We start from the raw sequence: 23,261 nt of genomic DNA, 5'->3' as shown, positions 1-23,261 counted from the left end.
CGGCGCAGGTCCTGCTAGGGGTGGTCGCGCCAGCTGTGGCGGGGCTCGTAGTCCAGGACACGCCGGGCCTTGTCGATGGAGAGGAGTGTCTCGTGCTCACCCATGTCCCGTGTGACCTCGACGCCGGGGTACACCTCCGCGGCGAGGTCCGCACTCGCACGGCTCATCACGGTGTCCGCGGCAGCGATGATGAAGCGGTCGAAGCCGGGCCCTGCGTTCTGCAGGGCCTTCTGCACGGCCTGCGCGCCGTCCCGGCCGTCGATGTAGCCCCACAGGTTCCACTTGCGCGCGGTCGCGTCGGCGTCGAAGGAAGGAAACTCCGCGTAGTCCTCGGGGTCCATGACGTTCGAGAAGCGCAGGGCGGTGATGCTCACGGCCGGATCCCAGCGCGCCAGCTCGATGGCAAGCTGCTCCTCGAGGTGCTTGACCAGGGAGTAGGTGCTCTCGGGCCGCGCGGGGTACTCCTCGTCCACAGGGAGGTACGGGGGAGGGGTGTCGAAGGGCAGGCCGAGCACCGTCTCGCTCGACGCGTAGACGATCCGCTTGATCCCGGCCCGCCGGCATGCCTGGAAGACGTTGTACGTGGCCGTCATGTTGTTGTGGAAGATCGCCGCGTCGGCCTGCAGTCCCGGAGCCGGAATCGCGCCGAGGTGCACGACGGCGTCCAGCCCGCTGTGCCGGTCGTCCACACCGAGGAGGGCGTCGAGGACCTGGCCGTAGTCGCGCAGGTCGATCCGCAGGAACTCGGGGCTGCGCTCGCCGTGCTGGTCGAGCTCCAGGACGGTGTGACCGGCCTCGCGCAGGCCGCGGACGACGCTCCGCCCGAGCTTGCCGTTGGAACCGGTGACCGCGACGTTGAGTGGTGCGACGTCGAGTGGTGCAGGGCCCGCCATCAGACCGGCCGCGTCTCGGGGGACACCGTCTTCGCGACGTCCGTCTCGGCGAGGCCGCCGATCGCGTCGTCGATCGCCTTCAGGACGTCGTCCTCGAGCTTCACGCCGGCAGCGGCGGCATTGGACTCGACCTGCTCGGGGCGTGATGCTCCGATGATCGCCGAGGCCACGTTGCTGTTCTGCAGCACCCACGCGATGGCCAGCTGCGCCATGGTGAGGCCCACGCCGTCCGCGATCGGGGCGAGCTTCTGGACGCCGGTCAGGACATCGTCGCTCATCCAGCGCTTGATCATGTCCGCGCCGCCCTTGTCGTCCGAGGCGCGTGTGCCCTGCTCGGGCTGCTGCCCGGGTGCGTACTTGCCGGTCAGGACGCCCTGGGCCACGGGGGACCAGACGATCTGGGACAGCCCGAGTTCCTCGGAGGTGGGGATGACCTCGCCCTCGATGACGCGCCACAGCATCGAGTACTGGGGCTGGTTGGAGATGAGCTGGAAGCCGAGGTCCTTCGCGAGGGCGGCGCCGTCGCGGATCTGCTGGGCGGTCCACTCGCTGACGCCGATGTAGAGGGCCTTGCCCTGGCGCACGATGTCGGCGAAGGCCTGCATCGTCTCCTCGAGCGGCGTCTCGTGGTCGTACCGGTGCGCCTGGTAGAGGTCCACGTAGTCGGTCTGGAGGCGCTGCAGCGAGCCGTCGATCGACTCCATGATGTGCTTGCGGGAGAGCCCCACGTCGTTGTGGCCCTTGGGGCCCGTGGGTCCCCAGACCTTCGTGAAGATCTCGAGCGACTGGCGACGCTCGCCCTTCAGTGCCTCGCCGAGCACGGTCTCCGCCGCCGTGTTCGCGTACACGTCCGCGGTGTCGAACGTGGTGATGCCTACGTCGAGTGCGGCGCGCACGCACTGCGTCGCGACGTCGTTCTCGATCTGCGAGCCGTGGGTGAGCCAGTTGCCGTACGTAATTTCCGAGATCTTGAAGCCGCTGTTGCCGAGGTATCTGAAGTCCATGGTCCTGATGCTAACCACCCTTGGGAAGCGAGTACAGGACGAACGGTTCCCCCAGGCAACATTGACGCCGGCTCCACGGGAGGCAGGTGCGCAGCCGCTAGACTTGAGGGCGTCCTTCGCTCGCCGCCCACCAGTAAATGAGGAATCTTGGCCGACTTCAGCGCCCGTTTCGCCACCACGACGGAGCAGCAGGACTGGGACGCACTGGTGACGTCCAATCCGGGCGGCGGCAACATGCTCCAGTCCGCGGCGTTCGCGGAGGTCAAGGCGCACCACGGGTGGCGGCCCCGGTTCCTGGTCCTCGAGGGACCGGACTCGACGAGTTACAACCTCGTCCTCGAGAAGAGGGTGCCCCTGCTCGGAGCCCTCTGGTACCTCATCAAGGGTCCGGCGGTCACCGAGGCGAATCACGTCCCAGCGGCCGTGCGGGCTGTGGCCGACCTCGCCCGGCGCGAGGGGCACCGGGTCTTCGCGATCAAGGTGGAACCCGACCTCGTGGACGGTCCCGAGGTGCGTGAGGTCTTCCGTGCAGCAGGCTTCGTCAAGACGTTCAACCTGCAGCCGAACGACAGCACGGCCATCCTGGACACCACTCCGGACTCCAACCAGTTGCTGCGGAACCTGCATTCGCGGGGCCGTAACGCCGTCCGTCGGGCCATACGTGAGGGCGTCGAGGTCCAGCGCATGGAGCCGACGCAGGAGACCTTCCGGGCGATGTACTCCCTGATGGCGCACATCGAGGACCGTTCCGCGGCCCGCATGCGCTCCTTCGAGTACTACAGCCGCTTCTGGCAGAATTTCGTGGACGCCGGCCAGGGCCGTTTCTACTTCGTGTTCGAGGACGGCGAACCCTCGGTGGGGGCGTTCGTCATCAACTACGGGTCGAAGGGGACCTACAAGGACGGCGGTTCCCGGCCCGGGCGGACACAGTACGGTGATTCGCACCTCGTGCAGTGGAGGGCGATCAACGACCTCAAGGACGAGTTCGGGATCGTCGAGTACGACTTCTGCGGGACTCCGCCGAGCGACCGGCTCAAGGACACCGACCACCCGCACCACGGCCTGGGGCTCTTCAAGACGAGCTTCACCAAGACCGTCACGGACTTCGTCGGCTGCTACGACTTCGTGGTCAGCGGCTGGAAGTATCGTGTGTGGAACACGATTGCGGAGCGCGTGGCGCGCCAGGTGTACTGGCGACGCACGCACCAGCCGTTCTACTGAGGAAGAGCCCGCGGACCACCGCGGTGCGTGAGGAATGAAAGGCCGCTGTGAAAGACGGTTCCACCCCGGAGGATGGCCGATCGCCTTCCACCAACCCTTCGCCTGTGGCGGAGGCACTCCCCGTCATCCAGCGGCCCTTCGATCCGAGTGAGAACGAGAAGAAGAAGCTCGCCGCCGGCAGGGTGAGCGGCCGGAAGGCGCGGGCGGCTGCCGCTCCAGCGAAGAAGCGCCCGGCGACGGAGCCCAGGACCCCTCGGCAGGGCCGCCAGCGCCAGTCCGCTCCGCGGCCCGCGGACGCCCTGCCCACCACGCCCGAGCGCGTACCGTCGTCGAGCCGTCCCAATGCCGCTGCCCGCAGTATGCTCCGCCGGCTGGTGCAGGGGGAATCCCCGCCCACCCAGGCCATGAGCATCGTCGAGCGGCTGGCGGGAAGCCCCTACGCGAATCCGATGGTCCAGGTCGCCGGGCCCGATGCCAGCGCCCGCAAGGCCCTGGACTTCGCGCTCAACCTGGCCGAGACGATGTTCCGGTACGGCGCGGGAGCACTCGAGGTCGAGACGAGCATCATCGCCGTGACGGCGGCTTTCGGCCTGGACAACATCGAGGTGGACATCACCAACCAGTCGGTGGTGCTCAACTACTCGGCCAAGGACCAGACACCGACGACGGTGCTGCGGGTGGTCCGGTCGTGGACGAACAACTACGCGGGCCTCACCGCCATCCACCGCCTCGTCTCCGATATCGCGGACGGCGGCGTCTCCCGCACCGAAGCGGTCCAGCGGCTCGACGAGATCACCCACCGGCCCAAGCCCTTCCCGCGCTGGATGGTCACGGCCGCCTTCGGCATCTTCGCGGCGGCGATCGTCGCCTTCACCGGCGGCACGGTGCTGGCATCCCTCATCGGCTTCGTCAGCTGCATCCTCGTGGATCTGGTGAGCCGGAAGCTCGGAGAGTGGCGCGTACCCGAGTTCTTCTCGGTCGCGACCTCGTCCGCGCTCGTCACCCTGATCGCCATGCTGTTCTGGTGGCTGCAGGTGCCGATCGCCCCGGCCCTCGTCGTGGTGGGCGGCATCCTCCTGCTCCTGCCGACCGGCCGGCTGGTCTCCGCGACGCAGGACGCCATCAACGGCTTCCCGGTCACGGCCGCCGGGCGGTTCCTCTCGGCGATCCTCATCTTCGCGGCGCTGGTCGCCGGCATCGCCGTCGCGCTCGTCGCCGGGACGGCGCTCGGGATACCCGAACTCGAGGTCCTCGACTCATCGGGCAGCCAGTACCCGTGGCCCGTGGTGGCGGTGCTGGTCTTCATCTCCGTCGCGATGATCTGCATCGCCGAGCAGACCGACGTGAAACTGGTGATCCCCACGTCGCTCGTCGCGGTGGCCGGGTACCTCTTACTGATCAGCGCGATGACAGCAGGCGTCGGCTACCGCCTCGCACCGGCTCTGGCCGCGATCCTGATCGGAGCGCTGTCACGCGTCGTCGCCCTCCGGCTCGGTGCGCCCCAGCTCGTCGTGGCTGTTCCCGCGGTCCTCTTCCTCTACCCCGGGCTGACGATCTTCCGTTCGATGTACATGCTCACCCTCGACTCGGAACTGGTGTCCGACGGCGCCCTCGGCCTCTTCAATGCCCTGACCGTGGTGCTGGCCATCGCCGCCGGAGTCGTCCTCGGCGACAACCTGGCGAGACCGTTCACGCGCAAGCTCAGCTCGAACGAGCGGCAACGAAACCGGCGGCGATAGCCGGGCGTTGCCCGCGCCGGGTCGCGCTTGGCCGCCCTGGCCCGCGCTGCGTCGCGCTGCGTGCGCTGGGCCGCCCTGCATGCGCTGGGCCGCCCTGGGTCGCGCTGCGTGCGCTGGCCTGCGCAGCCTGCAGTGGCGCCGGTGCTCGCCGCCCGCTGCGGCCCTGGTCAGCCTGCCCTGCCGCCGGCCGTGGTCCGTGACCAGTCGATCGGCTCTGCGCCCTGCTGCGCCAGCAGGTCGTTGACACGGCTGAAGGGCCGGGAGCCGAAGAATCCGCGGGAGGCCGAGAGGGGACTGGGGTGCGCGGACTCCACGGTCGGCGTCCCCCCGAGTAGCGGTTTCAGGCGGAGTGCGTCCTTGCCCCAGAGGATGGCGACGAGCGGACCGCCCCGGGCCACGAGCGCGCGGATGGCGGCGTCCGTCACCAGCTCCCAGCCCAGGCCGCGATGCGAGGCGGGATCGCCGGCCCGGACCGTCAGCACCCGATTGAGCAGCAGGACGCCCTGCTCCGTCCATCCGGACAGGTCGCCGGTGGCGGGTGGGGCCGCCCCCGTGTCCGCGGCCAGCTCCCGATAGATGTTCGCGAGGCTGCGGGGAAGGGGCCGGGTGGCGGGATCGACGGCGAAGCTGAGCCCGACGGCGTGCCCGACCGTCGGGTACGGGTCCTGCCCCACGATGACCACGCGCACCCTGTCCAGCGGGGTGGTGAACGCCCGCAGGATGTGCGGCGCATCCGGAAGGACCCGCAGCCCGTTGTCCAGATCTGCCGCGAGTGATGCCGCGAGCTGGTGCAGGACCGGTTCGACGGGCTTGAGCGCGGCTGCCCAGTCCTCGGGGACCAGCTCCTCGATGCCTGCGGGAGCAGCGAACGGGAAGACGGATTCGTTCGGCGAGGGCGGGTTGGAGGTCGGTGTCCTCCCGCCACCGGTCTTTCGCACGGTACCCGTGGTGGAGGAGGCAGGGAGGTCGAAGAGGGCGCCGTCGTCGTGGGTCATGGCACCATTCTTCCGCGCCGCCGCGACGCCGTCCGCTCGAATGACATGCCTGTAATTCCCCACTACCATTGGGTAGTAGTTGTGCCAACTGAAGGAAGGCGGTAGTGGACATGGCTGAGCCGATGCGGCAGCCTGCCGACGCGGCCTCCGGACAGGACGCGAAACTGGCCCTGGGCGACCGCGAGCAGCGCATGCTCGCACTCGAACGCGAGTGGTGGAAGTACTCCGGCGCGAAGGAGCAGGCCATCCGGGACCTTTTCAACATGTCCGCCACGCACTACTACCAGGTGCTCAACGCGCTGATCGATACCGAGGCGGCGCTCGCGCACGACCCCATGCTCGTGAAGCGGCTGAGGCGGCTGAGGTCCACCCGCCAGAAGGCACGCTCCGCACGCCGTCTCGGCGCGGACATCTAGAACTGCCCGCTACCCCGACGAGCGAAGGACCGCCCTCACCCATGACCGAGCACCCGCGGGACGAGTTCGACAGGGTCCCGGAGGCTTCAGCGCGCCAGGGCGTCCACCGGGAGCGGCTGACCCCTGCCGGATCGAGCGGTCTCGGCCTCAAGATCGCCGTGGGAGTCCTCGCGCTCCTGGTCGGCCTGGGCGCCTACTTCATCCTTCCCGGGCTGGGCCTCGCGGGAGGTGGCAGTACCTCGGTGTCGGCAACCGGGCAGTCCACCGCGTCCGGCCCGGCCTCCGATGCGTCGCCGGCGGGGAACGACGACGCGAGCACGGATGCGACGGAGGAACCCTCCTCGAACAGCTCCGCCTCGGACGAGGACGCGGACGAGGACGGTTCCGACCGGGCACAGACCGTGAACGTCCTCAACGGCACCGGCGCCCCCGGCCTGGCCTCCGTGGCGGCCGGCCGGTTGGCATCCGCCGGGTGGACCTCGGCGCTTCCCGGGAACTGGGCCGGCGCTCCCGTGGACGCCTCCGTGGTCTTCTACAACGGCGAGGCACAGCGGGCCGGCGCCGAGGCGCTGGCGGAGGACCTGGGTATCACGAACCTCGTCGACAGCGCCGAGGTCTCGCCCGATATCTCCGTCGTGCTCGGACCCGAGTTCCAGTAACCTGCAGTCCGAGAGGTGGCCGGAACGGCATCCCGGAGTGCACCCTGCGACAGCGGGGCAAGGGTTCTCCGACGCGCCCAATCGGCTTGCACTCACGGGGTGGGAGTGCTAATTATTGAGTTAGCACTCGCGCGCGCAGACTGCTAAGAAGCGCGTGACGGGTGAAGCAGGCAAACCTCTGTGGTGAGGGTGGAGCAGGAACGTGAAAGAGATCGTTCCGGCATCGCCCGGCCGTCGCGGGCACCACACGCAGGCAAGCATTAATGTGCTGAAATGCAACCGTCCCGAAAGGACCTAAGCCGTTATGGCCAAGATCATTTCTTTTGATGAAGAGGCCCGACGCGGCCTCGAGCGAGGCCTCAATATCCTCGCTGACGCCGTCAAGGTAACGCTCGGCCCCCGTGGTCGCAACGTCGTACTCGAGAAGAAGTGGGGCGCCCCCACGATCACGAACGACGGCGTGTCCATCGCCAAGGAGATCGAGCTCGACGACCCGTTCGAGAAGATCGGCGCAGAACTCGTCAAGGAAGTTGCCAAGAAGACGGACGACGTCGCCGGCGACGGAACCACCACCGCCACCGTGCTTGCCCAGGCCCTCGTCAAGGAAGGCCTGCGCAACGTCGCGGCCGGAGCTGACCCCCTGAGCCTGAAGCGTGGCATCGAGAAGGCCGTCAAGGCCGTCACCGACGAGCTGCTCGCCTCCGCGAAGGAGATCGAGACCAAGGAGGAGATCGCGGCTACGGCCTCCATCTCCGCGGGTGACACGCAGATCGGTGACCTGATCGCCGAAGCCCTCGACAAGGTGGGCAAGGAAGGCGTCATCACCGTCGAGGAGTCGAACACCTTCGGCCTCGAGCTCGAACTCACCGAGGGTATGCGCTTCGACAAGGGCTACATCTCGGGCTACTTCGTCACCGACGCCGAGCGCCAGGAGACGGTCCTCGAGGATCCCTACATCCTGATCGTCAACTCGAAGATCAGCAACGTGAAGGACCTTGTCGCCGTCCTCGAGAAGGTCATGCAGTCCGGCAAGCCGCTGCTGATCATCGCGGAGGACATCGAAGGCGAAGCCCTCGCCACCCTCGTGGTCAACAAGATCCGCGGCACCTTCAAGTCCGTCGCCGTCAAGGCCCCGGGCTTCGGTGACCGCCGCAAGGCGCAGCTCGCGGACATCGCGATCCTCACCGGTGGCCAGGTCATCGCCGAGGAAGTCGGCCTCAAGCTCGAGACCGCCACCCTCGACCTGCTCGGCACCGCCCGCAAGGTCGTCGTGACCAAGGATGAGACCACTATCGTCGAGGGAGCCGGCGACGCCGACGCCATCGCCGGTCGCGTGGCCCAGATCCGCGCCGAGATCGAGAACTCCGACTCCGACTACGACCGCGAGAAGCTGCAGGAACGCCTGGCCAAGCTGGCCGGCGGCGTTGCAGTCATCAAGGCCGGTGCCGCTACCGAGGTCGAACTCAAGGAGCGCAAGCACCGCATCGAGGACGCAGTCCGCAACGCCAAGGCTGCCGTCGAAGAGGGCATCGTCGCCGGTGGCGGCGTCGCACTCATCCAGGCCGGTGCCAAGGCCTTCGCCAACCTGCAGCTCGAGGGTGACGAGGCAACGGGTGCGAACATCGTCCGCGTCGCCATCGACGCACCGCTCAAGCAGATCGCGTTCAACGCCGGGCTCGAGCCGGGCGTCGTCGTCGACAAGGTCCGCGGTCTCCCCGCCGGTCACGGCCTGAACGCCGCTACCGGTGTCTACGAGGACCTGCTGGCTGCCGGCGTCAACGACCCCGTGAAGGTCACCCGTTCGGCGCTGCAGAACGCGGCGTCCATCGCGGGCCTGTTCCTCACCACGGAGGCCGTCGTGGCCGACAAGCCGGAGAAGGCAGCTCCTGCCGGCGGCGGCGGCGACGACATGGGCGGCATGGGCGGTATGGGCGGCTTCTAGTCCCCATCGCTGGTCGCGCCACCCGCGCACAATACGAACAAGGGCGGCACTCCCGAAAGGGGGTGCCGCCCTTTTCCGATGTCGACACCGACAGGATCGCGCCCGCACCCGGTGAATCAGCTCAGGAACATGCGCGCGTTGCTCTGCTCGGCGTCGGCGTACTGCTGGCTGGCGACGTTGAGGGCGGCATTGATGCCGGCGAGGGATTCCTCGACCTGCTGCTGGGTGGCCCGCCACTGCAGGATCAGCTGCTGGAAATTGGTGGCCGCCTGCCCGGTCCACAGCCCCTCCAGTTCACGAAGACCGGCCTGCATGGAGTTGACCTCCGCCTGCAGCCTCGTGATGGTGCCCTGCACCTGGTTGCTCTTGGCCGCCAAGCTGTCGGTGTCTACGTTGAAGAATGCCATGCTGTGCTCCCGTGTGCTCGCGCTTCCTTGACGCGTCCGACGCTAGGGCACGGCGGCGAGGGGTCAGCGGTCGTCGCGGCCTTTGTGGATAACCGGCTTCGTCGACGGAGCGTGCGGCGGGGTGATCCCGCTCGAGTACACGGGTTCGGAGGCGGGGCCCGTACTGTCCTCCACACCAGCATCGTCGTCCGGCTCGTCCGCCGGCACGTGGGGGAGCCGAATGGACAGGGTGGCACCGCCCCGGGGTGTCTCCTCCAGCCGCACCGTGCCGTCGTGCTGCGCGACGAGTGCGGCCACGATGGCGAGTCCGAGCCCCGTTCCGCCCGTCTCGCGGTGGCGGGACGTGTCCGCCCGGTAGAACCGCTCGAAGACCTTGGCAGCGTCGTCCTCGGAGATGCCCGGGCCGTGGTCCCGTACCTCGAGGACGGAGTCGCTGGTGCCGTGCAGTACCGGCGCGACGCCGACGGCGATCTCGATGGGAGAGCCCTCCGGGGTGTAGCGGAGCGCGTTGGTCATCAGGTTGGCGACCACCTGGCGGAGACGGGCCTCGTCACCGCGTGTGGGAGCGGAGCGCGGATTCCCGCCGTCGAGGCCGATGACGGTGATGGACCGGTCCGGCGCCGTGGCGCGAGCGTCGAAGGCGGCGTCGTGGCCGAGCACCATGAGGTCCACGGGCTTCACCTCCGGGGGCCGCTGTTCATCGATCCTGGCGAGCGTGAGCAGGTCCTCGACGAGCTGGCCCATGCGGATCGCCTCGCTCTCGATCCTGCCCATCGCGGTGGCGATGTCCTCGTCCTTCTGCAGGGCCCCGTGCCGGTAGAGCTCCGAGTATCCCCGGATGGTGACGAGCGGCGTCCTGAGCTCGTGGGAGGCGTCCGCGACGAAGCGGCGCATCTTCGCCTCGGAGGCGGTCCTGGCGGCGAACGCCCGCTCGATGTGCGCGAGCATCGCGTTGAGGGACCGCGACAGCCGCCCGATCTCGGTCGCGGGGCGCTCGACGGCGACGCGGCGGGAGAGGTCCCCGGTGGCGATGGCGGCGGCGGTCCGCTCCACCCGGGCGAGCGGGGCGAACTGCCGCGTCACGGCGAGAAAGGCGATGATCGAGGCGAGCGCGGTCGTGACCAGGCCCGAGGTGAAGATGATCTCCGTCGACTCCTGCACCGACTCGTTGACGGTGTTCAGGCGGGAGGCGATGGCGAGGTACCCCTCGCCGTTGGCGAACGGGAAGACGCGCACCCGCCAGCCCTGGCTCGAGGGGGCGGTCCCCGGGACGTCGAAGCCCGAACTCTCGAGGTCCGTGATCCGGCCCGGGGTGAGTCCGTCCAGCTCGGGAACGTCCGCGGCGTCCGAGGACTGGTTCTCGGCGACGATGGAGGCACCCCGGTCGAGGATCGCCGCGTAGTAGCGCAGGACCGTCCCGTCATCAGCGGGGACCTCGGAATAGATGGTTTCCGAGACCACTTTCGCGTTGGTGAGGATGTCGGCGTCGAGCCTGTCCACGAGTCCCTGCCGCAGCAGGGACACGGTGGCCAGGCCCGTGATGCCGACGGTCACGATCATGAGGAGCATGATGATCGCGACCAGCTGCGAGCGGAGGGACGCCGCGTTCCAACGCTTGATCAAGGGAGGGGCGCTACCGCTTGTCGGCGGAGCGGAGCAGGTATCCCACGCCGCGCTTCGTCTGGATCAGGGCGACGGCGTCGGAGTTCCGGTCGATCTTCCGGCGCAGGTACGAGATGTAGGACTCCACGATGGACGCGTCCCCGTTGAAGTCGTATTCCCAGACGTGGTCGAGGATCTGTGCCTTCGAGAGGACGCGGTTGGGATTCATCATGAGGTAGCGCAGGAGCTTGAACTCGGTGGGGGAGAGGTCGATCGTCTCTCCTCCGCGCCGGACCTCGTGTGCGTCGTCGTCGAGTTCGAGGTCGGCGACGCGGATCACGGCGTCGTCGTCCTCGAGCGGGTGCGTGCGCCGCAGGACGGCACGGATGCGGGCGACCACCTCGTCGAGGCTGAACGGCTTGGTGACGTAGTCGTCCCCGCCGACCGTCAGGCCGGTGACCTTGTCCTCGGTGTCGTCCCGCGCCGTCAGGAAGACGACGGGGAAGTGGCGGCCGGCGGCCCGCAGGCGCCGGGTGACGGTGAATCCGTCCATGTCGGGGAGCATGACGTCGAGCACGGCGAGATCGGGGTTGTGCGCCTCGGCGGCCGCGAGGGCGTCGCGTCCGTTCGCGGCGGCGACGACGTCGAAGCCGGCGAACCGCAGCGAGGTCGAGAGGAGCTCGCGGATGTTCGGTTCGTCGTCGACGACCAGCAGTTTCGCTTCGGGGACTGTTTTCTTCACGGCACCAGTATCCGCACGTTGTCTGTGAATTGGCTGAGCCGTCGCTGCAGACTTGCTCAGGAGTCCCTGGGCTCCTTGTCGCCGATCGCCGCTGCGTCGAGGATCCGGTAGGCGTACCCCTGTTCGGCGAGGAACCGCTGGCGCTTGGCGGCGAAGTCCTGGTCGAGGGTGTCCCGGGCGACGACGGTGTAGAAGCGTGCGGCCCGGCCGTCGCTCTTCGGCCGGAGGAGCCGGCCGAGGCGCTGTGCCTCCTCCTGCCGCGATCCGAAGGACCCGGAGACCTGGATCGCGACCGATGCCTCGGGGAGGTCGATCGAGAAGTTGGCGACCTTGGAGACCACGAGCACGTGGATCTCACCCGCCCGGAAGGCGTCGAAGAGCCGCTGGCGTTCCCGCACGGTCGTCTCGCCCTTGATGACGGGGGCCGCGAGTCGCGCGGCGAGGTCGTCCAGCTGGTCGATGTACTGGCCGATCACGAGCAGCTGCTCGCCCCGGTGGGCAGCGACGAGCTTCTCCACCACGTCCGACTTCGTGTCCGACGTCGCGCACAGGCGGTACTTGTCGGCGTCGTCGGCCATGGCATACGCGACGCGCTCGTCCCGCGGCAGGTCCACCCGGACCTCGACGCAGTCGGCGGGTGCGATGTAGCCCTGGGCCTCGATGTCCTTCCACGGCGCGTCGTACCGTTTCGGCCCGATGAGCGAGAACACCTCTCCCTCCCGGCCGTCCTCGCGGACGAGGGTCGCCGTGAGCCCGAGCCTGCGGCGTGCCTGGAGGTCGGCGGTCATCTTGAAGATCGGTGCCGGGAGGAGGTGGACCTCGTCGTACACGATCAGGCCCCAGTCATTCGCGTCGAGCAGCTCGAGGTGCGGGTACAACCCGCCGCGCTTCGTCGTGAGGACCTGGTAGGTCGCGATCGTCACCGGCCGCACCTCCTTCACGGCCCCCGAGTACTCCCCGATCTCGTCCTCGGTCAGCGAGGTGCGCTTGAGCAGCTCGTCCTTCCACTGCCGGGCCGACACCGTGTTGGTGACGAGGATGAGCGTCGTGGTCTGGCTCGTGGCCATGGCCGCGGCCCCCACGAGGGTCTTCCCCGCTCCGCACGGCAGGACGACGACGCCGGAGCCGCCGGACCAGAAGTTCTCGACGGCGAGCTGCTGGTACGGGCGCAGCGTCCAGCCGTCCTCGGCCAGCGCGATGGGATGCGGCGTCCCGTCGACGTAGCCCGCGAAGTCCTCGGCGGGCCACCCGAGCTTGAGCAGCAGCTGCTTCAGCTGTCCGCGCTGGGACGAGTGCACGACGACGGTCTCGCCGTCGATCCTCGGCCCGAGCAGGGGCTGGATCTTCTTGGCGTGCAGGACCTCCTCGAGCACCGGATAGTCGGAGGTCCGCAGCACGAGGCCGTGCTGGGGGTCCTTCTCGAGGCGGAGCCTGCCGTAGCGCGACATCGTGTCCTCGATGTCGATGAGGAGGGCGTGCGGCACGGGGAAGCGCGAGTACTTCAGGAGCGTGTCGAGGACCCGCTCGGCATCCAGTCCGGCGGCACGTGCGTTCCACAGCCCGAGCGGCGTGAGCCGGTAGCTGTGCACGTGCTCGGGGGCTCGCTCGAGCTCGGCGAACGCGGCGATCGCGTGGCGCGCCTCGGTGGCCTGCTCGTGGTCCACCTCGAGCAGGATGGTCTTGTCGCTCTGGACGATCAGCGGCCCGTCAGCCATCTGCGGGGCTCCCTTCAAGGATTTCCACGTCCATGACGCGGTGCACGGACACGACTTTCTCCACCTGCTTCTCGGGATCGAACACCCGCAGGCGCCCTCCCGATACCGAGAGTGGAACAAGGACCTGGCGCACGTGATTCCCTTCGCTGTCGGCGGTGCCGAGGCGGATGCGGCTGCGCGACCGGATGGCCGCCCGCAGGGTCTCCAGTCCGAGGAGGACCTCGTTGTCGGAACCGGACGCTGAGTCGGCGGGCCCCGGCCGCGCCGAGCGCAGCACGCTGACCTGTGCCGCGATCTCCTCCTCGGCGACCGACCAGGGGTTGAGCCGTGACCGGAGCTGTTCCGGCGAGACCCGGGCGGCCGGCGCCGGCTCGGCATCGGAGGGCGCCTTCGCGACGGCAGCCACGGCGTCCGCTGCCGGTGTGAACCCGAGATCCCGCAGGAGCGCGGTCAGTTCCGGGGGAGAGGCGGCCGACACCAGGACGGTCGGCGCCACCTGCAGGATCCCGAGCGCCGTCGCACGAGGGTCCGCCAGGACGGCCGCGGCGACCGCGTCGTCGTCCGTGCGCAGGTAGCTCCCGGCGCGCCCGACCCGGAGGCTGCCGTACCGCGAGGCGGTGTCCTCGACGAGGTAGGTCAGGGCCTGGGGGATCTCCGTGGCGGAGGAGGTGCGCAGGAAGGCGAGGATCGACTCCGCGTCCTCGCCCGCGTCGAGCGCCGAGCGGATGGAGTCGGCGGAGAAGCGGTAGGTGGTGGCCGGTCCCTGTCCTTCCGGTGTGGACATCCGCAGCAGCCCCCGTGCCACCTCGGGCTGCAGGTACCCGGGAGCGACGGCGGTGAGGTCGGCCTGCAGGACGACGTGGGACACCGGGGCCGGCAGGGCCCGGCGGATGCCGTCGGCGGCCTCCTCGAAGCGTCCCTCCGCCACGAGGCGCCCCGCGTCGGTGAGCGCACCGCTTCCCGTCAGGCCCAGTGACGCCGCCTCGGTCAGCATGCCCGGAATCAGGCGGGCGAAGCGCCGGTGCAGCCGCGGCTGGTGCCAGGTGGCGAGCGAGATGACGGACTGTTCGGTGAGGACCGGCACCGCGGCCGGGCCGGCCGCAGGCCCGCCGTCCTCTTCAGGGCCGGCACCCGAGAGGTCGGTGGCCACGGCCAGGAACCGCTGGCGCACCATCGGTGCATCGGGACGGGACGCCTCGGCGGCGAGGGCGTTGACGGCCGTCCCGTCGGGCAGCCGGGAACCGACCAGGGCCGGTGCGCGGTCCACGGCCAGCCATCCCTCGACCAGGAGGAGCCACTGGGCCTCGCGGTCCAGCGCTTCCCAGGCGTCGAGGCGCGAGGTCTTCCAGCGCGAATCGTCGGGGTCGAGGGTCAGGAGCCCGACGGCGGCCGCGAGTTCCAGCAGCCAGGCGGCCTCGCCGTCGTCGCTGCGCAGCGCCTCGCGGACGCGTCGCAGCTCCCGCACGCCGACTCCTCCGGAGCGGAGCGTGGAGACCGGGGTGGCAGCGACGGATCCGAGGAGGGCGGTCACGACGCGGAGGGTCTCCGCGATCGCGCCGAAGGCGGCGTTGTCCCGCAGGCTCGCGCGCGTGATCCGTTCCGCCCCGACGGGCGGGGTCGCCTCGAGGGCCGGGAAGACCACGTGGCCGCGGAGCGCCATGCCCACTCCCCGCGGGAGTTCGACGTGGAGGGCGTCCAGCGGTGCCAGCAGGCAGCGGTCCAGCAGCCAGCGCACGGCGGGCGAGGCCCCGCCCCCGCCCCCCGTCGCCGTCGAGCCGACCGGGGCATCGCGCAGCCGGTACAGCAGCGGTTCCGCGTCCTCGGGAGCGCCGGCCAGGAGGCGGCGCCATGCAGCCGGATCGGCCACGACGCCGTCGAGCACCTGCGCGGCGGACGCAGCGGTCATCGCGTCGGTGGGCGTTCCGCTGTCGACGAGGGCCACGGCATGGACCAGCGCCGGTCCATAGCGCGGGACCGACCGGGCAAGGGTGCGGAAGGGCCGCCCGAGACCTGCGGGGTAGGGTCCCAGGGCATCGGCCAGCGCTCCGACCGGCAGGAAGCCATCCTCCGCAGAACCGACGACGAGGGCCCTCCGTCCGAGGTCGGCGAGGATCGTATCGAGCGCTTCGGCCTGCGCCGTCGTGAAGGCGGACACCAGGCGCTCCCGGGTCACGGCAGTGCCGTCGTCCTCGCCGAGGACCACGATTGCCTCGAGGACCTGGAGTTGGGGGCGCGACACGTTGTCGAGGGCGCGCTGCAGGCTGACCCTGGTGGATGCCCTCGCCGCGAGCGCGGCGAAATCAGGCACCGGGGGGAGGATGAGGTCGGGCCGGACGGCAAGCAGGCTCCGCAGTTCGTCATCGCTCCGGAGGGCCAGCTGTTCGGCCAGTGCTCGGATCGCGGACATCCCCTCAAGGTTACCCGGCGCCTCCGACAGGGCGAGGAATCCCTGCTCCGCCGGGTTACTGCCGACGAAGCCGGGTTACTGCCGGTGGGGCCGGGCTGCTGCCGTCGAAGCGGTCAGGACCTCCGGCGGGAGGCGGCCGACGAGACGACGGCCGCGGCCATCAGCAGGAAGGCGATCGGCAGGCAGAAGTAGGTGGCGAGCACGAAACCGGGCCATACCGCCCCCTGGAGGAAGGCGGTGAGGAGGATCGCGGCGAGCGACACCAGGCCGATAGCGGCGAACGCGACGGCGAGGACCATCAGCGCCCGACGGAGGCGGGAGGACTGCCCGGACCCACCGCCGGTGCCCTGCAGGGGGTGCTCGGGGGAGGGGCGCGGTGCCGGTTCGTTCGGGATCATAGCCGTCCCAGACTACAAGAACCCCGGCAGGGGAGCCGCCGGAAAAGCTATATCCTAGGAGACACAGACTTCCCCGGCGGTGGCGGTGCGCCTGGGCACCAGGTGGTGTCCCCGCACCCGGGACCGGAACCGCAGGCGCATCCCGCCCGGTACAGCTAAGAAGAGGTAACGACGTGCCCATCGGCAAAGTGAAGTGGTTCGACGCGGACAAGGGATTCGGATTCCTCGCCACGGATGACGGCAAGGAGGTGTTCCTGCACGCCTCCGCGCTCCCCGCCGGCGTGAGCGAGGTCAAGGTCGGCACCAAACTGGAGTTCGGTGTGGCGGACGGCCGCCGCGGACCCTCCGCATTGTCGGCGCGCATCCTCGAGCAGGCACCGTCCGTGGTCAAGGCGACGCGGAAGAGTGCGGATGACATGGCCGTCATCACGGAAGACCTCATCAAACTCCTCGACGGAGTGTCCAACGGGCTCCGCAAGGGGCGCTACCCCGAGAAGTCCCACGCTTCGAAGGTCGCCGCCGTCCTGAGGGCGGTTGCCGACGACCTCGACGCGTAGGCTTCCACCATGACCTCGAGCAACCTGGAGACCGCCGACGGCGCCGCTCCGACCGACGCCGGAGCCGCACCCACTGAGGCCACCCCCGCGGAAGCAGCGCGGAAACCGCGGGTGTCGCGCCGCATCCCGAAGTCCGACGCCGTGCTCGAAGCGGCCGTTGACAGGGCTCGCCGCGGAGTGCTCGAGGTCGCTCCCGAGGCGCAGGTGGGCCGTCATGTGTCCGCCACGATCGAGGGCGAGCGCCTCGTCACCCACCGGTTCGAGGCCTTCGTGCCCGGATACGGCGGCTGGCAGTGGTACGCCAGCGTCGCCCGGGTCGCCCGCAGCAAGGACGTGACGGTCTGCGAGGTGGGACTGCTGCCCTCTGCGGCTTCGCTGCTGGCACCCGAGTGGCTGCCGTGGTCGGAGCGGGTCCGCCCCGAGGACTCGGAGCCGGACGAGACGCCCTCGAATGGAACGCCGTCGGACGAGGTTCCTGCCGCTCCGGATCAGGACCAGGCGCCGGACGACGCATCCGCAGAGGACGCCGGGCGGGACGCGGGGTCGCGCGAGGAAGCAGGGGACGGCGACGACGCCGGCCCCCTGGACGGTGCCGCTGGGACGTCCGCGGACCGGACCGATGACGCGACGAGCCGCGACGCCGAAGGGCAGCCCGACGCCGGGTGATGCAGCAGTGGCGCCGGAACCGAAGAGGAGGGGCTTGAGCACCTTCCGATCGCTCGGGATCCACAACTACAGGCTCTGGTTCATCGGAGCACTGATCTCCAACATCGGTACCTGGATGCAGCGTACTGCCCAGGACTGGCTCGTCTACGACATCCTCACACCGCAGAACGCGTCCGCCCTGGGGATCGTGATGGCGCTCCAGCTCGGGCCGCAGCTCGTCATCGCCCCCTGGGCCGGGCTGATCGCGGACACGGTCGACCGGCGACGCCTCCTCGCCACCACGCAGGTCGCCATGGCCCTGCTCGGAGTGGGTCTCGGCCTGCTGGTCCTCCTCGATGTCGCCGTGCTGTGGCATGTCTACGCCTTCGCCCTGGCGCTCGGGGTCGTGTCGGCCTTCGACGCACCGGCCCGCCAGGCGTTCGTCTCCGAGCTGGTGCGCGACGACTACCTCCCCAACGCCGTGGCCCTCAACAGTGCGTCCTTCAACGGAGCCCGCCTCGTCGGGCCCGCCGTCGCAGGCCTGCTCACGGCCGGCGTGGGCCCGGGCTGGGTCTTCCTCATCAATGCCCTGACCTTCGGCGCGATGGTCTACGTCCTCCTCGCCATGCGGGCGTCGGAGCTGAACCGGCAGCCGCGGCAGGCGCCGGGCAAGGGCCGGATCCGTGAGGGCTTCCGCTACGTACGCCACCGGCCGGACCTGCTGATCGTGATGCTCGCGATCTTCATCGTCGGCACCTTTGGGCTCAACTTCGCCGTCTTCATCGCCGCCATGGCCCGCACCGAGTTCGGGCAGGATGCGGGGGTCTTCGGCGTCCTGTCATCGGTGATGGCCGTAGGGTCGGTCGCCGGAGCCCTGCTGTCCGCCCGACGGGACCGACCACGGCTGCGGTTCATCTTCGGGGCATCGGCCGCGTTCGGCGTCGCCTGCATCCTCGCCGCCGTGGCCCCGAACCTCTGGCTGTTCGGAGCGGCCCTCGTGCCGGTGGGGCTGTTCGCGCTGACGCTGATGACCAGCGCCAACGCCTACGTGCAGACGACCACGGACCCGGTGATGCGCGGTCGCGTCATGGCCCTCTACTTCGCCATCTTCCTCGGCGGGACCCCGCTGGGCGCGCCCGTCGTGGGCTGGGTGTCCGACGCCTTCGGCCCGAGGTGGAGCCTCGGGGTGGCCGCCGCCTCGGGGCTCATTGCGGCCGCGGCGGGCATCTTCTGGGCCTGGCGGTACCACGAGGTGCGGCTGCGCTACGACCGTTCGGCGCCCCGCCGGCTCCGGCTGGACCACGAGGCGACGGACGGGACCTCCTAGAGGAAGTTTCCGACCACGTGGTCGATGCAGGCGATGAGCGCCGAGACGTCCTCGGGATCGATGGCCACGAAGGTGGCGATGCGCAGCTGGTTGCGGCCGAGCTTGCGGTAGGGCTCGACGTCGACGATGCCGTTCGCGCGCAGGATGGCGGCGATGCGTGCCGCGTCCACGGTGTCGTCGAAGTCCACCGTCACGATCACGTTGGAGCGGTCCTCGGTGCGGGCCACGTAGGGGCTCGCCACCGGTGAGGCCTCCGCCCACGAGTAGATGCGCCCGGCGGAGTCCGCGGTGCGGGCTGCAGCGAAGGGCAGGCCGCCCTGGGCGTTCAGCCATTCGACCTGCGCGTCCAGCGTGACCAGCGTGGACAGCGACGGGGTGTTGTAGGTCTGGTTCAGGCGGGAGTTGTCGATCGCCGTCTGGAGGTTCAGAAAGTCCGGGATCCACCGGTCGCCGGCGTTGATCCGCGCGGCACGCTCCAGCGCGGCGGGGGAGAAGAGCCCGAGCCACAGGCCGCCGTCGGAAGCGAAGTTCTTCTGCGGGGCGAAGTAGTAGACGTCGGCCTGCGAGACGTCGACGTCGAGGCCGCCGGCCGCGGATGTGGCGTCGACGAGGACCAGGGCGCCGTCGTCCGCCCCCTCCACCCTCCGTACGGGAGCCGCGACCCCTGTCGAGGTCTCGTTCTGCGGCCACGCGTAGGCGTCGACGCCGTCCTCCGCGACGGGGTCGGGGCGGGTGCCGGGCTCGGCGGTGATGATGCTCGATGCGTCGAGGAACGGCGCCTTGTCAGTCGCGGAGGCGAACTTCGAACCGAACTCGCCGAAGGAGAGGTGCTGCGCCTTCCGTTCGACGAGGCCGAACGCCGCCACGTCCCAGAACGCGGTCGACCCGCCGACGCCGAGGACCACCTCGTACCCCTCGGGGGCGCCGAAGAAGGTGCTGAGCCCCTCACGCACCCGCCCCACCAGGTTGCGGACGGGAGCCTGGCGGTGGGAGGTCCCCAGCAGCGACGGCCCGGCGGCCACCAGTGCGTCGATCTGCCCGCTTCGCACCTTCGACGGACCTGCGCCGAAACGCCCGTCCGCGGGCAGCAGGTGTTCGGGGATGCGGGGCAGGTCGCTCATGGTCGCTCCAGCTGTGTCGGTGGCGGGTATCGCCCTCATTCTGCCCCAGCGGCGGTCGGCCCTCCATTTGTGAACGCCGGAGCGGGACACCCCTGCGCCGGCCGGCGGCGGCTCCTGGCTGATTGCCGGGCGCGTCGCGCCATGGGTTAACCTTGGGAGGCGTGGGGCGGAGCTGGCTGTGCCGGCCGTGGCACCCCCACCGGCGTGAGGCATTCCAGCCGCGCGACCTCACCGCACCAAGGAGCTGAACCGCATGACGGACCTCATCGACACCACCGAGATGTACCTGCGGACCATCCTTGAGCTCGAGGAAGAGAACATCGTTGCCCTCCGCGCCCGCATCGCCGAGCGGCTTCGCCACTCGGGTCCGACCGTCTCCCAGACCATCGGCCGCATGGAACGCGACGGACTCGTGGTCGTCTCCGGCGACCGGCACCTCGAACTGACCGAACTGGGGCGCCGCAGGGCCACCGGGGTCATGAGGAAGCACCGCCTCGCGGAGCGGCTCCTGAGCGACGTCATCGGACTCGACTGGGCCTACGTCCACGACGAGGCCTGCCGCTGGGAGCACGTCATGAGCGAGCGCGTGGAGCGCCGGCTCTACGAACTCCTCGGAAAGCCCTCCGAATCTCCCTACGGCAACCCGATCCCGGGGCTCGAGGCCATCGGCGGCGTCCAGTCCGAGCTGTTCACCGACGGCGTCGTCACGCTGCTCTCCGCGATGGGCACGTACTCGCCCGAGAAGCAGGTCACGCTCGTGCGGCTGGCCGAGCCGATCCAGGTGGATCCGGAACTCCTCACGCAGCTCGACGAGGGCGGACTGCGCCCGGGCGCGCAGCTGAACCTCGAGTCCGTCGGAGGGTACGTCTCCGTGCGCGTGCCCGGCGTCGAGGGAGCGCTGGAACTACCTCCCGAGGTGGCGTCCCACGTGTTCGTATCCATCGCGGCGTAACCGCCGTCACCAATAACACACCATTCTGTGACCAGAATGTGACATAACCGGCATTCGTGTTGTACGGTTCATTTCGTGCCAAATTCGCTCTAGATCCGGCACCCTCCTGCAAATCGCCTAGCTCTGCCATTGCTCGAGGTCCGTCCGCACCATCGCATGGCAGAGGCGGGGGAACCAAGTTTCGGGTTTCTTTCGAGAAATCCTTGGGGTGAAGTCGCTGTTACCGCAGCGGCCGGGTGACTCCCATCCGAATCCGACAGCTCACCTCGCAGGCGTTGGGAGAGGTAATCCAACGTGTCCACCAGCTCTTTGCTGGGCCGCCACCGCGCGCCCCAGAACGCCAACCCGCTGACCGCTCTTTCCGCCGCAGTAGCGTCGAACGCAGGATCGGTCGGCCGCCAGGCCGCCGTCATCGCCGCGGCTTCCGGCCTCGTGCTGACCAGCGGAGTTGCAGCCAACGCCGCCGATCTCCAGCCGCAGCGCGACGTCGCATCCTCCAGCATCACCCTTCCCTCGGCCCGCCAGGCCGTCGTCGCGTCGTCCAAGACCGTCGTGTCCTTCAACAGGACCGCGGTGAAGGTCCACGCCAAGCCGGTCGTCGCCAAGAAGGCCCCGGTCGTCGAAGCCCCCGTCGCTCCGGCTCCCGTCGTCGAGGCTCCTGCTGCTGAGGCTCCCGCCGCTCCCGCTCCCGTCGTGAAGGCTCCCGCAGCTCCGGCTCCCGCCGTCCAGGCTGCCGCTGCCGTCCAGGCCGTCGCTGCTCCCGCGCCGGCTCCCGCAGCTGCCCCTGCACCTGCCCCCGCCCCTGCACCTGCTCCCGCACCCGCACCTGCTCCCGCACCCGCACCTGCTCCCGCCCCTGCGGTCTCCTCTGGTGTCGCCGCGACGATCGCCGCCGCTGCCAAGGGCCAGCTCGGCGTCATGCAGGACTGCACGCGCCTGGCCAGCAACTCCCTCGCCGCTGCCGGCATCAACTTCCACGGCTGGCCGGCAGGCTACCTCTCCCTGGGCCGCACCGTGAGCGCCGGCGAGGCCATCCCGGGCGACCTCATCTACTACGCCGACGGCGGCATGGGCGCAGCCCACATCGCTGTCTACATCGGTGGCGGCCAGGCCGTCCACGGTGGATTCAACGGCAACACCACGGTGATCGCACCGGCCGAGCTCGGCTCGGGTGGCGTGTACATCCGCGTCGGCGGCTGATCACCGCACGCACCAGGATCAGGGAACCGGCACGCTGTGCCGGTTTCCTGCGTTTAAGCGGTCGCAGGAGGAGCCCGGGTGCGGTACGTCAAGCCCGCCCGGCCGGGGTTCGCCGCAGGCGGGTCTCCGGCTTACCCTTGCAGTGTCAATCCGAAGCTCTTCTCCCGTACCCGGGATGGCAACCGGTTGCGGGGAACAGGTCAGCAATGAGGCCAACGCATGCGCACTCTTGTTCTGAATGCTGGGTATGAACCACTTGCGGTCATCACATTCCGCCGGGCGCTGGTGCTTGTGCTCACGGGGAAGGCGAGCGTCGTCGCCGAGGACGGCGAACCGGTCGTCGGCCCCACCGAGATCCTCGGGAGACCCTCGGTGATCCTCCTCAACCGCTACGTGAAGATCCCGTACCGCCACGACCTGACAGCCACGCGGCGGGGGGTGCTGCGTCGCGACAACCACCTGTGCGCCTATTGCGGCAAGACCGCCTCGACCATCGACCATGTCCTGCCGCGCTCCAGGGGCGGAGGGGACACCTGGGAGAACCTCGTGGCCTGCTGCCTGAAGTGCAACAACGCCAAGGGGGACAAGACCCTCGGCAGCCTCGGCTGGAAGCTGCGCATCGTGCCGATGCCTCCGCGGGGACCGCAGTGGCAGATCCGCGAGCTCGAGAAGCCGGCGCCGCAATGGAACGAGTTCCTCAGCGAGACCGCTGCGTGATCCTCGACGTACCGGAGTTCGACGCCGTGGTCCTCGCGGGTGGCAGGTCCTCCCGGCTCGGCGGCGTGCCGAAGGCCGGACTGGTCCTGGAGGGCACGACCCTGCTCCAGCGCACCTGCGCAGCCCTCGCCTGCGCCGGGCGCCTGACGGTCGTGGGGCCGGAGCCCGACGACGCCGGACGGCTTCCCCCTGCGGCAGTGTTCGTGCGGGAGGAACCCGCTTTCGCGGGACCGGCAGCGGCGGTCGTCGCCGGATTCCGGGCGGGACCAGGACGAAGGGCGCCGTGGTGCGCCGTCGTCGCCTGCGACATGCCCCGCATCGCCGTCCTTCTCGAGGTGCTGCTCCGGGAGGCTGCCGCGGGAGCACCGGAGTCCCTGGTCGCGGTCGACGACGGGCGTGAACAGCCGCTGGCCGCGCTGTACCGGAGCGCCGACCTCGCGGCCGCCATCGACGCCGTCCTCGCGCACGGACCTGCCGACAACCTGTCCATGCGCAGCCTCCTTGCTAGTGTGAAGACAAGACCAGTCCCGGTTGCGCCGGGCACAACGCACGACGTCGACACCTGGAACGATGCCCGAGCGCTGGGAATCGACGTCCCCTAG

Annotated in this window: 22 protein-coding genes and 1 riboswitch; of the genes, 12 read left to right on the top strand and 10 right to left on the bottom strand. The window is 69.6% G+C overall.

Translation table 11 applies throughout. The features are described from left to right. Window positions 1–14: 14 nt before the first annotated feature. Window positions 15–893, bottom strand: a complete 879-nt coding sequence (locus ACX80H_RS13120) for an NAD-dependent epimerase/dehydratase family protein (RefSeq protein WP_459313797.1) — start codon at window positions 891–893, stop codon at window positions 15–17. After that, entirely contained in the window at window positions 893–1,897 is a 1,005-nt protein-coding gene (locus tag ACX80H_RS13115) for an aldo/keto reductase family protein (protein ID WP_459313796.1), read from the bottom strand. Before ACX80H_RS13115 ends, ACX80H_RS13120 begins: the two co-directional genes overlap by 1 nt. A 147-nt stretch (window positions 1,898–2,044) precedes the next feature. Here ACX80H_RS13115 and ACX80H_RS13110 point away from each other — a divergent pair, with 147 nt between their 5' ends. Both ACX80H_RS13110 and ACX80H_RS13105 read left to right on the top strand, forming a co-directional pair. Further along, the gene (locus ACX80H_RS13110; protein ID WP_459313795.1) at window positions 2,045–3,118 is read left to right on the top strand and encodes a lipid II:glycine glycyltransferase FemX; all 1,074 of its coding nucleotides are present in this window, start codon (window positions 2,045–2,047) and stop codon (window positions 3,116–3,118) included. Window positions 3,119–3,222: 104 nt separating this feature from the next. Continuing rightward, the gene (locus ACX80H_RS13105) at window positions 3,223–4,857 is read left to right on the top strand and encodes a threonine/serine exporter family protein (protein ID WP_459313794.1); all 1,635 of its coding nucleotides are present in this window, start codon (window positions 3,223–3,225) and stop codon (window positions 4,855–4,857) included. Between the two features lie 167 nt (window positions 4,858–5,024). Here ACX80H_RS13105 and ACX80H_RS13100 read toward each other — a convergent pair whose 3' ends face one another. Further along, on the bottom strand, window positions 5,025–5,852 hold the full coding sequence (locus ACX80H_RS13100; protein WP_459313793.1) for a uracil-DNA glycosylase: 828 nt from the start codon (window positions 5,850–5,852) through the stop codon (window positions 5,025–5,027). 110 nt (window positions 5,853–5,962) lie between these two features. Between ACX80H_RS13100 and ACX80H_RS13095 the strand changes: the two genes are divergently transcribed. The 3 genes from ACX80H_RS13095 to groL all read left to right on the top strand — a co-directional run bounded on the left by ACX80H_RS13095 (window position 5,963) and on the right by groL (window position 8,869). Further along, window positions 5,963–6,268, top strand: coding sequence for a DUF3263 domain-containing protein (locus ACX80H_RS13095; RefSeq protein WP_459313792.1), 306 nt, complete (start codon window positions 5,963–5,965; stop codon window positions 6,266–6,268). A 41-nt stretch (window positions 6,269–6,309) separates the two neighbouring features. After that, complete coding sequence (locus tag ACX80H_RS13090; protein WP_459313791.1) at window positions 6,310–6,927, top strand: LytR C-terminal domain-containing protein; 618 nt, start codon at window positions 6,310–6,312, stop codon at window positions 6,925–6,927. A 304-nt stretch (window positions 6,928–7,231) separates the two neighbouring features. Then, window positions 7,232–8,869: a chaperonin GroEL gene (gene groL, locus ACX80H_RS13085; RefSeq protein ID WP_459313790.1), complete on the top strand. Its 1,638-nt coding sequence runs from the start codon at window positions 7,232–7,234 to the stop codon at window positions 8,867–8,869. A 116-nt stretch (window positions 8,870–8,985) separates the two neighbouring features. On the opposite strand, the gene ACX80H_RS13080 is transcribed toward groL, so the two are convergent. The 6 genes from ACX80H_RS13080 to ACX80H_RS13055 all read right to left on the bottom strand — a co-directional run bounded on the left by ACX80H_RS13080 (window position 8,986) and on the right by ACX80H_RS13055 (window position 16,140). After that, window positions 8,986–9,276 (bottom strand): WXG100 family type VII secretion target, encoded by a 291-nt coding sequence (locus ACX80H_RS13080; RefSeq protein ID WP_459313789.1) that lies wholly within the window; start codon window positions 9,274–9,276, stop codon window positions 8,986–8,988. A gap of 63 nt (window positions 9,277–9,339) precedes the next feature. After that, window positions 9,340–10,899, bottom strand: a complete 1,560-nt coding sequence (locus ACX80H_RS13075; protein WP_459313788.1) for a sensor histidine kinase — start codon at window positions 10,897–10,899, stop codon at window positions 9,340–9,342. Between the two features lie 10 nt (window positions 10,900–10,909). Then, window positions 10,910–11,620 carry a response regulator transcription factor gene (locus ACX80H_RS13070; RefSeq protein ID WP_459313787.1) on the bottom strand — a complete coding sequence of 237 codons (711 nt, stop codon included), beginning with the start codon at window positions 11,618–11,620 and terminating at the stop codon, window positions 10,910–10,912. A 56-nt stretch (window positions 11,621–11,676) separates the two neighbouring features. Beyond that, window positions 11,677–13,335: a DNA repair helicase XPB gene (locus tag ACX80H_RS13065; protein WP_459313786.1), complete on the bottom strand. Its 1,659-nt coding sequence runs from the start codon at window positions 13,333–13,335 to the stop codon at window positions 11,677–11,679. Further along, a complete protein-coding gene (locus ACX80H_RS13060; RefSeq protein WP_459313785.1) occupies window positions 13,328–15,742 on the bottom strand; it encodes a helicase-associated domain-containing protein in 2,415 nt (804 codons plus the stop codon). Before ACX80H_RS13060 ends, ACX80H_RS13065 begins: the two co-directional genes overlap by 8 nt. A 113-nt stretch (window positions 15,743–15,855) precedes the next feature. Beyond that, entirely contained in the window at window positions 15,856–16,140 is a 285-nt protein-coding gene (locus ACX80H_RS13055) for a hypothetical protein (RefSeq protein WP_459313784.1), read from the bottom strand. Window positions 16,141–16,313: 173 nt separating this feature from the next. Between ACX80H_RS13055 and ACX80H_RS13050 the strand changes: the two genes are divergently transcribed. From ACX80H_RS13050 to ACX80H_RS13040, 3 genes are read left to right on the top strand one after another with little or no spacing between them, the layout of a single operon-like run. Then, a complete protein-coding gene (locus ACX80H_RS13050; RefSeq protein ID WP_087075479.1) occupies window positions 16,314–16,697 on the top strand; it encodes a cold-shock protein in 384 nt (127 codons plus the stop codon). A 9-nt stretch (window positions 16,698–16,706) separates the two neighbouring features. Next, window positions 16,707–17,363 carry a DUF3027 domain-containing protein gene (locus tag ACX80H_RS13045; protein ID WP_459313783.1) on the top strand — a complete coding sequence of 219 codons (657 nt, stop codon included), beginning with the start codon at window positions 16,707–16,709 and terminating at the stop codon, window positions 17,361–17,363. 34 nt (window positions 17,364–17,397) lie between these two features. Next, window positions 17,398–18,669: an MFS transporter gene (locus ACX80H_RS13040; protein WP_459313782.1), complete on the top strand. Its 1,272-nt coding sequence runs from the start codon at window positions 17,398–17,400 to the stop codon at window positions 18,667–18,669. Here the strand turns inward: ACX80H_RS13040 and serC are convergent. Further along, window positions 18,666–19,790, bottom strand: a complete 1,125-nt coding sequence (gene serC / locus ACX80H_RS13035; RefSeq protein WP_459313781.1) for a phosphoserine transaminase — start codon at window positions 19,788–19,790, stop codon at window positions 18,666–18,668. The genes ACX80H_RS13040 and serC overlap by 4 nt on opposite strands. Before the next feature lie 253 nt (window positions 19,791–20,043). Between serC and ACX80H_RS13030 the strand changes: the two genes are divergently transcribed. The 4 genes from ACX80H_RS13030 (at window position 20,044) to mobA (ending at window position 23,261) form a co-directional block, all read left to right on the top strand. After that, window positions 20,044–20,742, top strand: a complete 699-nt coding sequence (locus tag ACX80H_RS13030; protein WP_459313780.1) for an iron-dependent transcriptional repressor DtxR — start codon at window positions 20,044–20,046, stop codon at window positions 20,740–20,742. Window positions 20,743–20,853: 111 nt separating this feature from the next. Next, window positions 20,854–21,031, top strand: a riboswitch (cyclic di-AMP (ydaO/yuaA leader). A gap of 5 nt (window positions 21,032–21,036) precedes the next feature. Further along, complete coding sequence (locus tag ACX80H_RS13025) at window positions 21,037–21,942, top strand: NlpC/P60 family protein (protein ID WP_459313779.1); 906 nt, start codon at window positions 21,037–21,039, stop codon at window positions 21,940–21,942. A 219-nt stretch (window positions 21,943–22,161) separates the two neighbouring features. Beyond that, on the top strand, window positions 22,162–22,659 hold the full coding sequence (locus ACX80H_RS13020) for an HNH endonuclease (protein WP_459313778.1): 498 nt from the start codon (window positions 22,162–22,164) through the stop codon (window positions 22,657–22,659). After that, window positions 22,656–23,261, top strand: a complete 606-nt coding sequence (gene mobA / locus ACX80H_RS13015) for a molybdenum cofactor guanylyltransferase (RefSeq protein WP_459313777.1) — start codon at window positions 22,656–22,658, stop codon at window positions 23,259–23,261. The genes ACX80H_RS13020 and mobA overlap by 4 nt, the downstream gene beginning before the upstream one ends.

It is taken from the genome of Arthrobacter pasteuri (assembly GCF_054510955.1).
Note: the sequence above shows the minus strand (reverse complement) of the source record. Positions and strands in the feature narration are given on the sequence as shown.

Excerpts from the sequence above, each read along its gene's own strand:
- ACX80H_RS13120 (WP_459313797.1), bottom strand. The coding sequence starts at position 893 with ATGGCGGGCCCTGCACCACTCGACGTCGCACCACTCAACGTCGCGGTC.
- ACX80H_RS13115 (WP_459313796.1), bottom strand. The coding sequence starts at position 1,897 with ATGGACTTCAGATACCTCGGCAACAGCGGCTTCAAGATCTCGGAAATT.
- ACX80H_RS13100 (WP_459313793.1), bottom strand. The coding sequence starts at position 5,852 with ATGACCCACGACGACGGCGCCCTCTTCGACCTCCCTGCCTCCTCCACC.
- ACX80H_RS13095 (WP_459313792.1), top strand. The coding sequence starts at position 5,963 with ATGGCTGAGCCGATGCGGCAGCCTGCCGACGCGGCCTCCGGACAGGAC.
- ACX80H_RS13090 (WP_459313791.1), top strand. The coding sequence starts at position 6,310 with ATGACCGAGCACCCGCGGGACGAGTTCGACAGGGTCCCGGAGGCTTCA.
- groL (WP_459313790.1), top strand. The coding sequence starts at position 7,232 with ATGGCCAAGATCATTTCTTTTGATGAAGAGGCCCGACGCGGCCTCGAG.
- ACX80H_RS13080 (WP_459313789.1), bottom strand. The coding sequence starts at position 9,276 with ATGGCATTCTTCAACGTAGACACCGACAGCTTGGCGGCCAAGAGCAAC.
- ACX80H_RS13065 (WP_459313786.1), bottom strand. The coding sequence starts at position 13,335 with ATGGCTGACGGGCCGCTGATCGTCCAGAGCGACAAGACCATCCTGCTC.
- ACX80H_RS13060 (WP_459313785.1), bottom strand. The coding sequence starts at position 15,742 with ATGTCCGCGATCCGAGCACTGGCCGAACAGCTGGCCCTCCGGAGCGAT.
- ACX80H_RS13055 (WP_459313784.1), bottom strand. The coding sequence starts at position 16,140 with ATGATCCCGAACGAACCGGCACCGCGCCCCTCCCCCGAGCACCCCCTG.
- ACX80H_RS13045 (WP_459313783.1), top strand. The coding sequence starts at position 16,707 with ATGACCTCGAGCAACCTGGAGACCGCCGACGGCGCCGCTCCGACCGAC.
- serC (WP_459313781.1), bottom strand. The coding sequence starts at position 19,790 with ATGAGCGACCTGCCCCGCATCCCCGAACACCTGCTGCCCGCGGACGGG.
- ACX80H_RS13030 (WP_459313780.1), top strand. The coding sequence starts at position 20,044 with ATGACGGACCTCATCGACACCACCGAGATGTACCTGCGGACCATCCTT.
- ACX80H_RS13020 (WP_459313778.1), top strand. The coding sequence starts at position 22,162 with ATGCGCACTCTTGTTCTGAATGCTGGGTATGAACCACTTGCGGTCATC.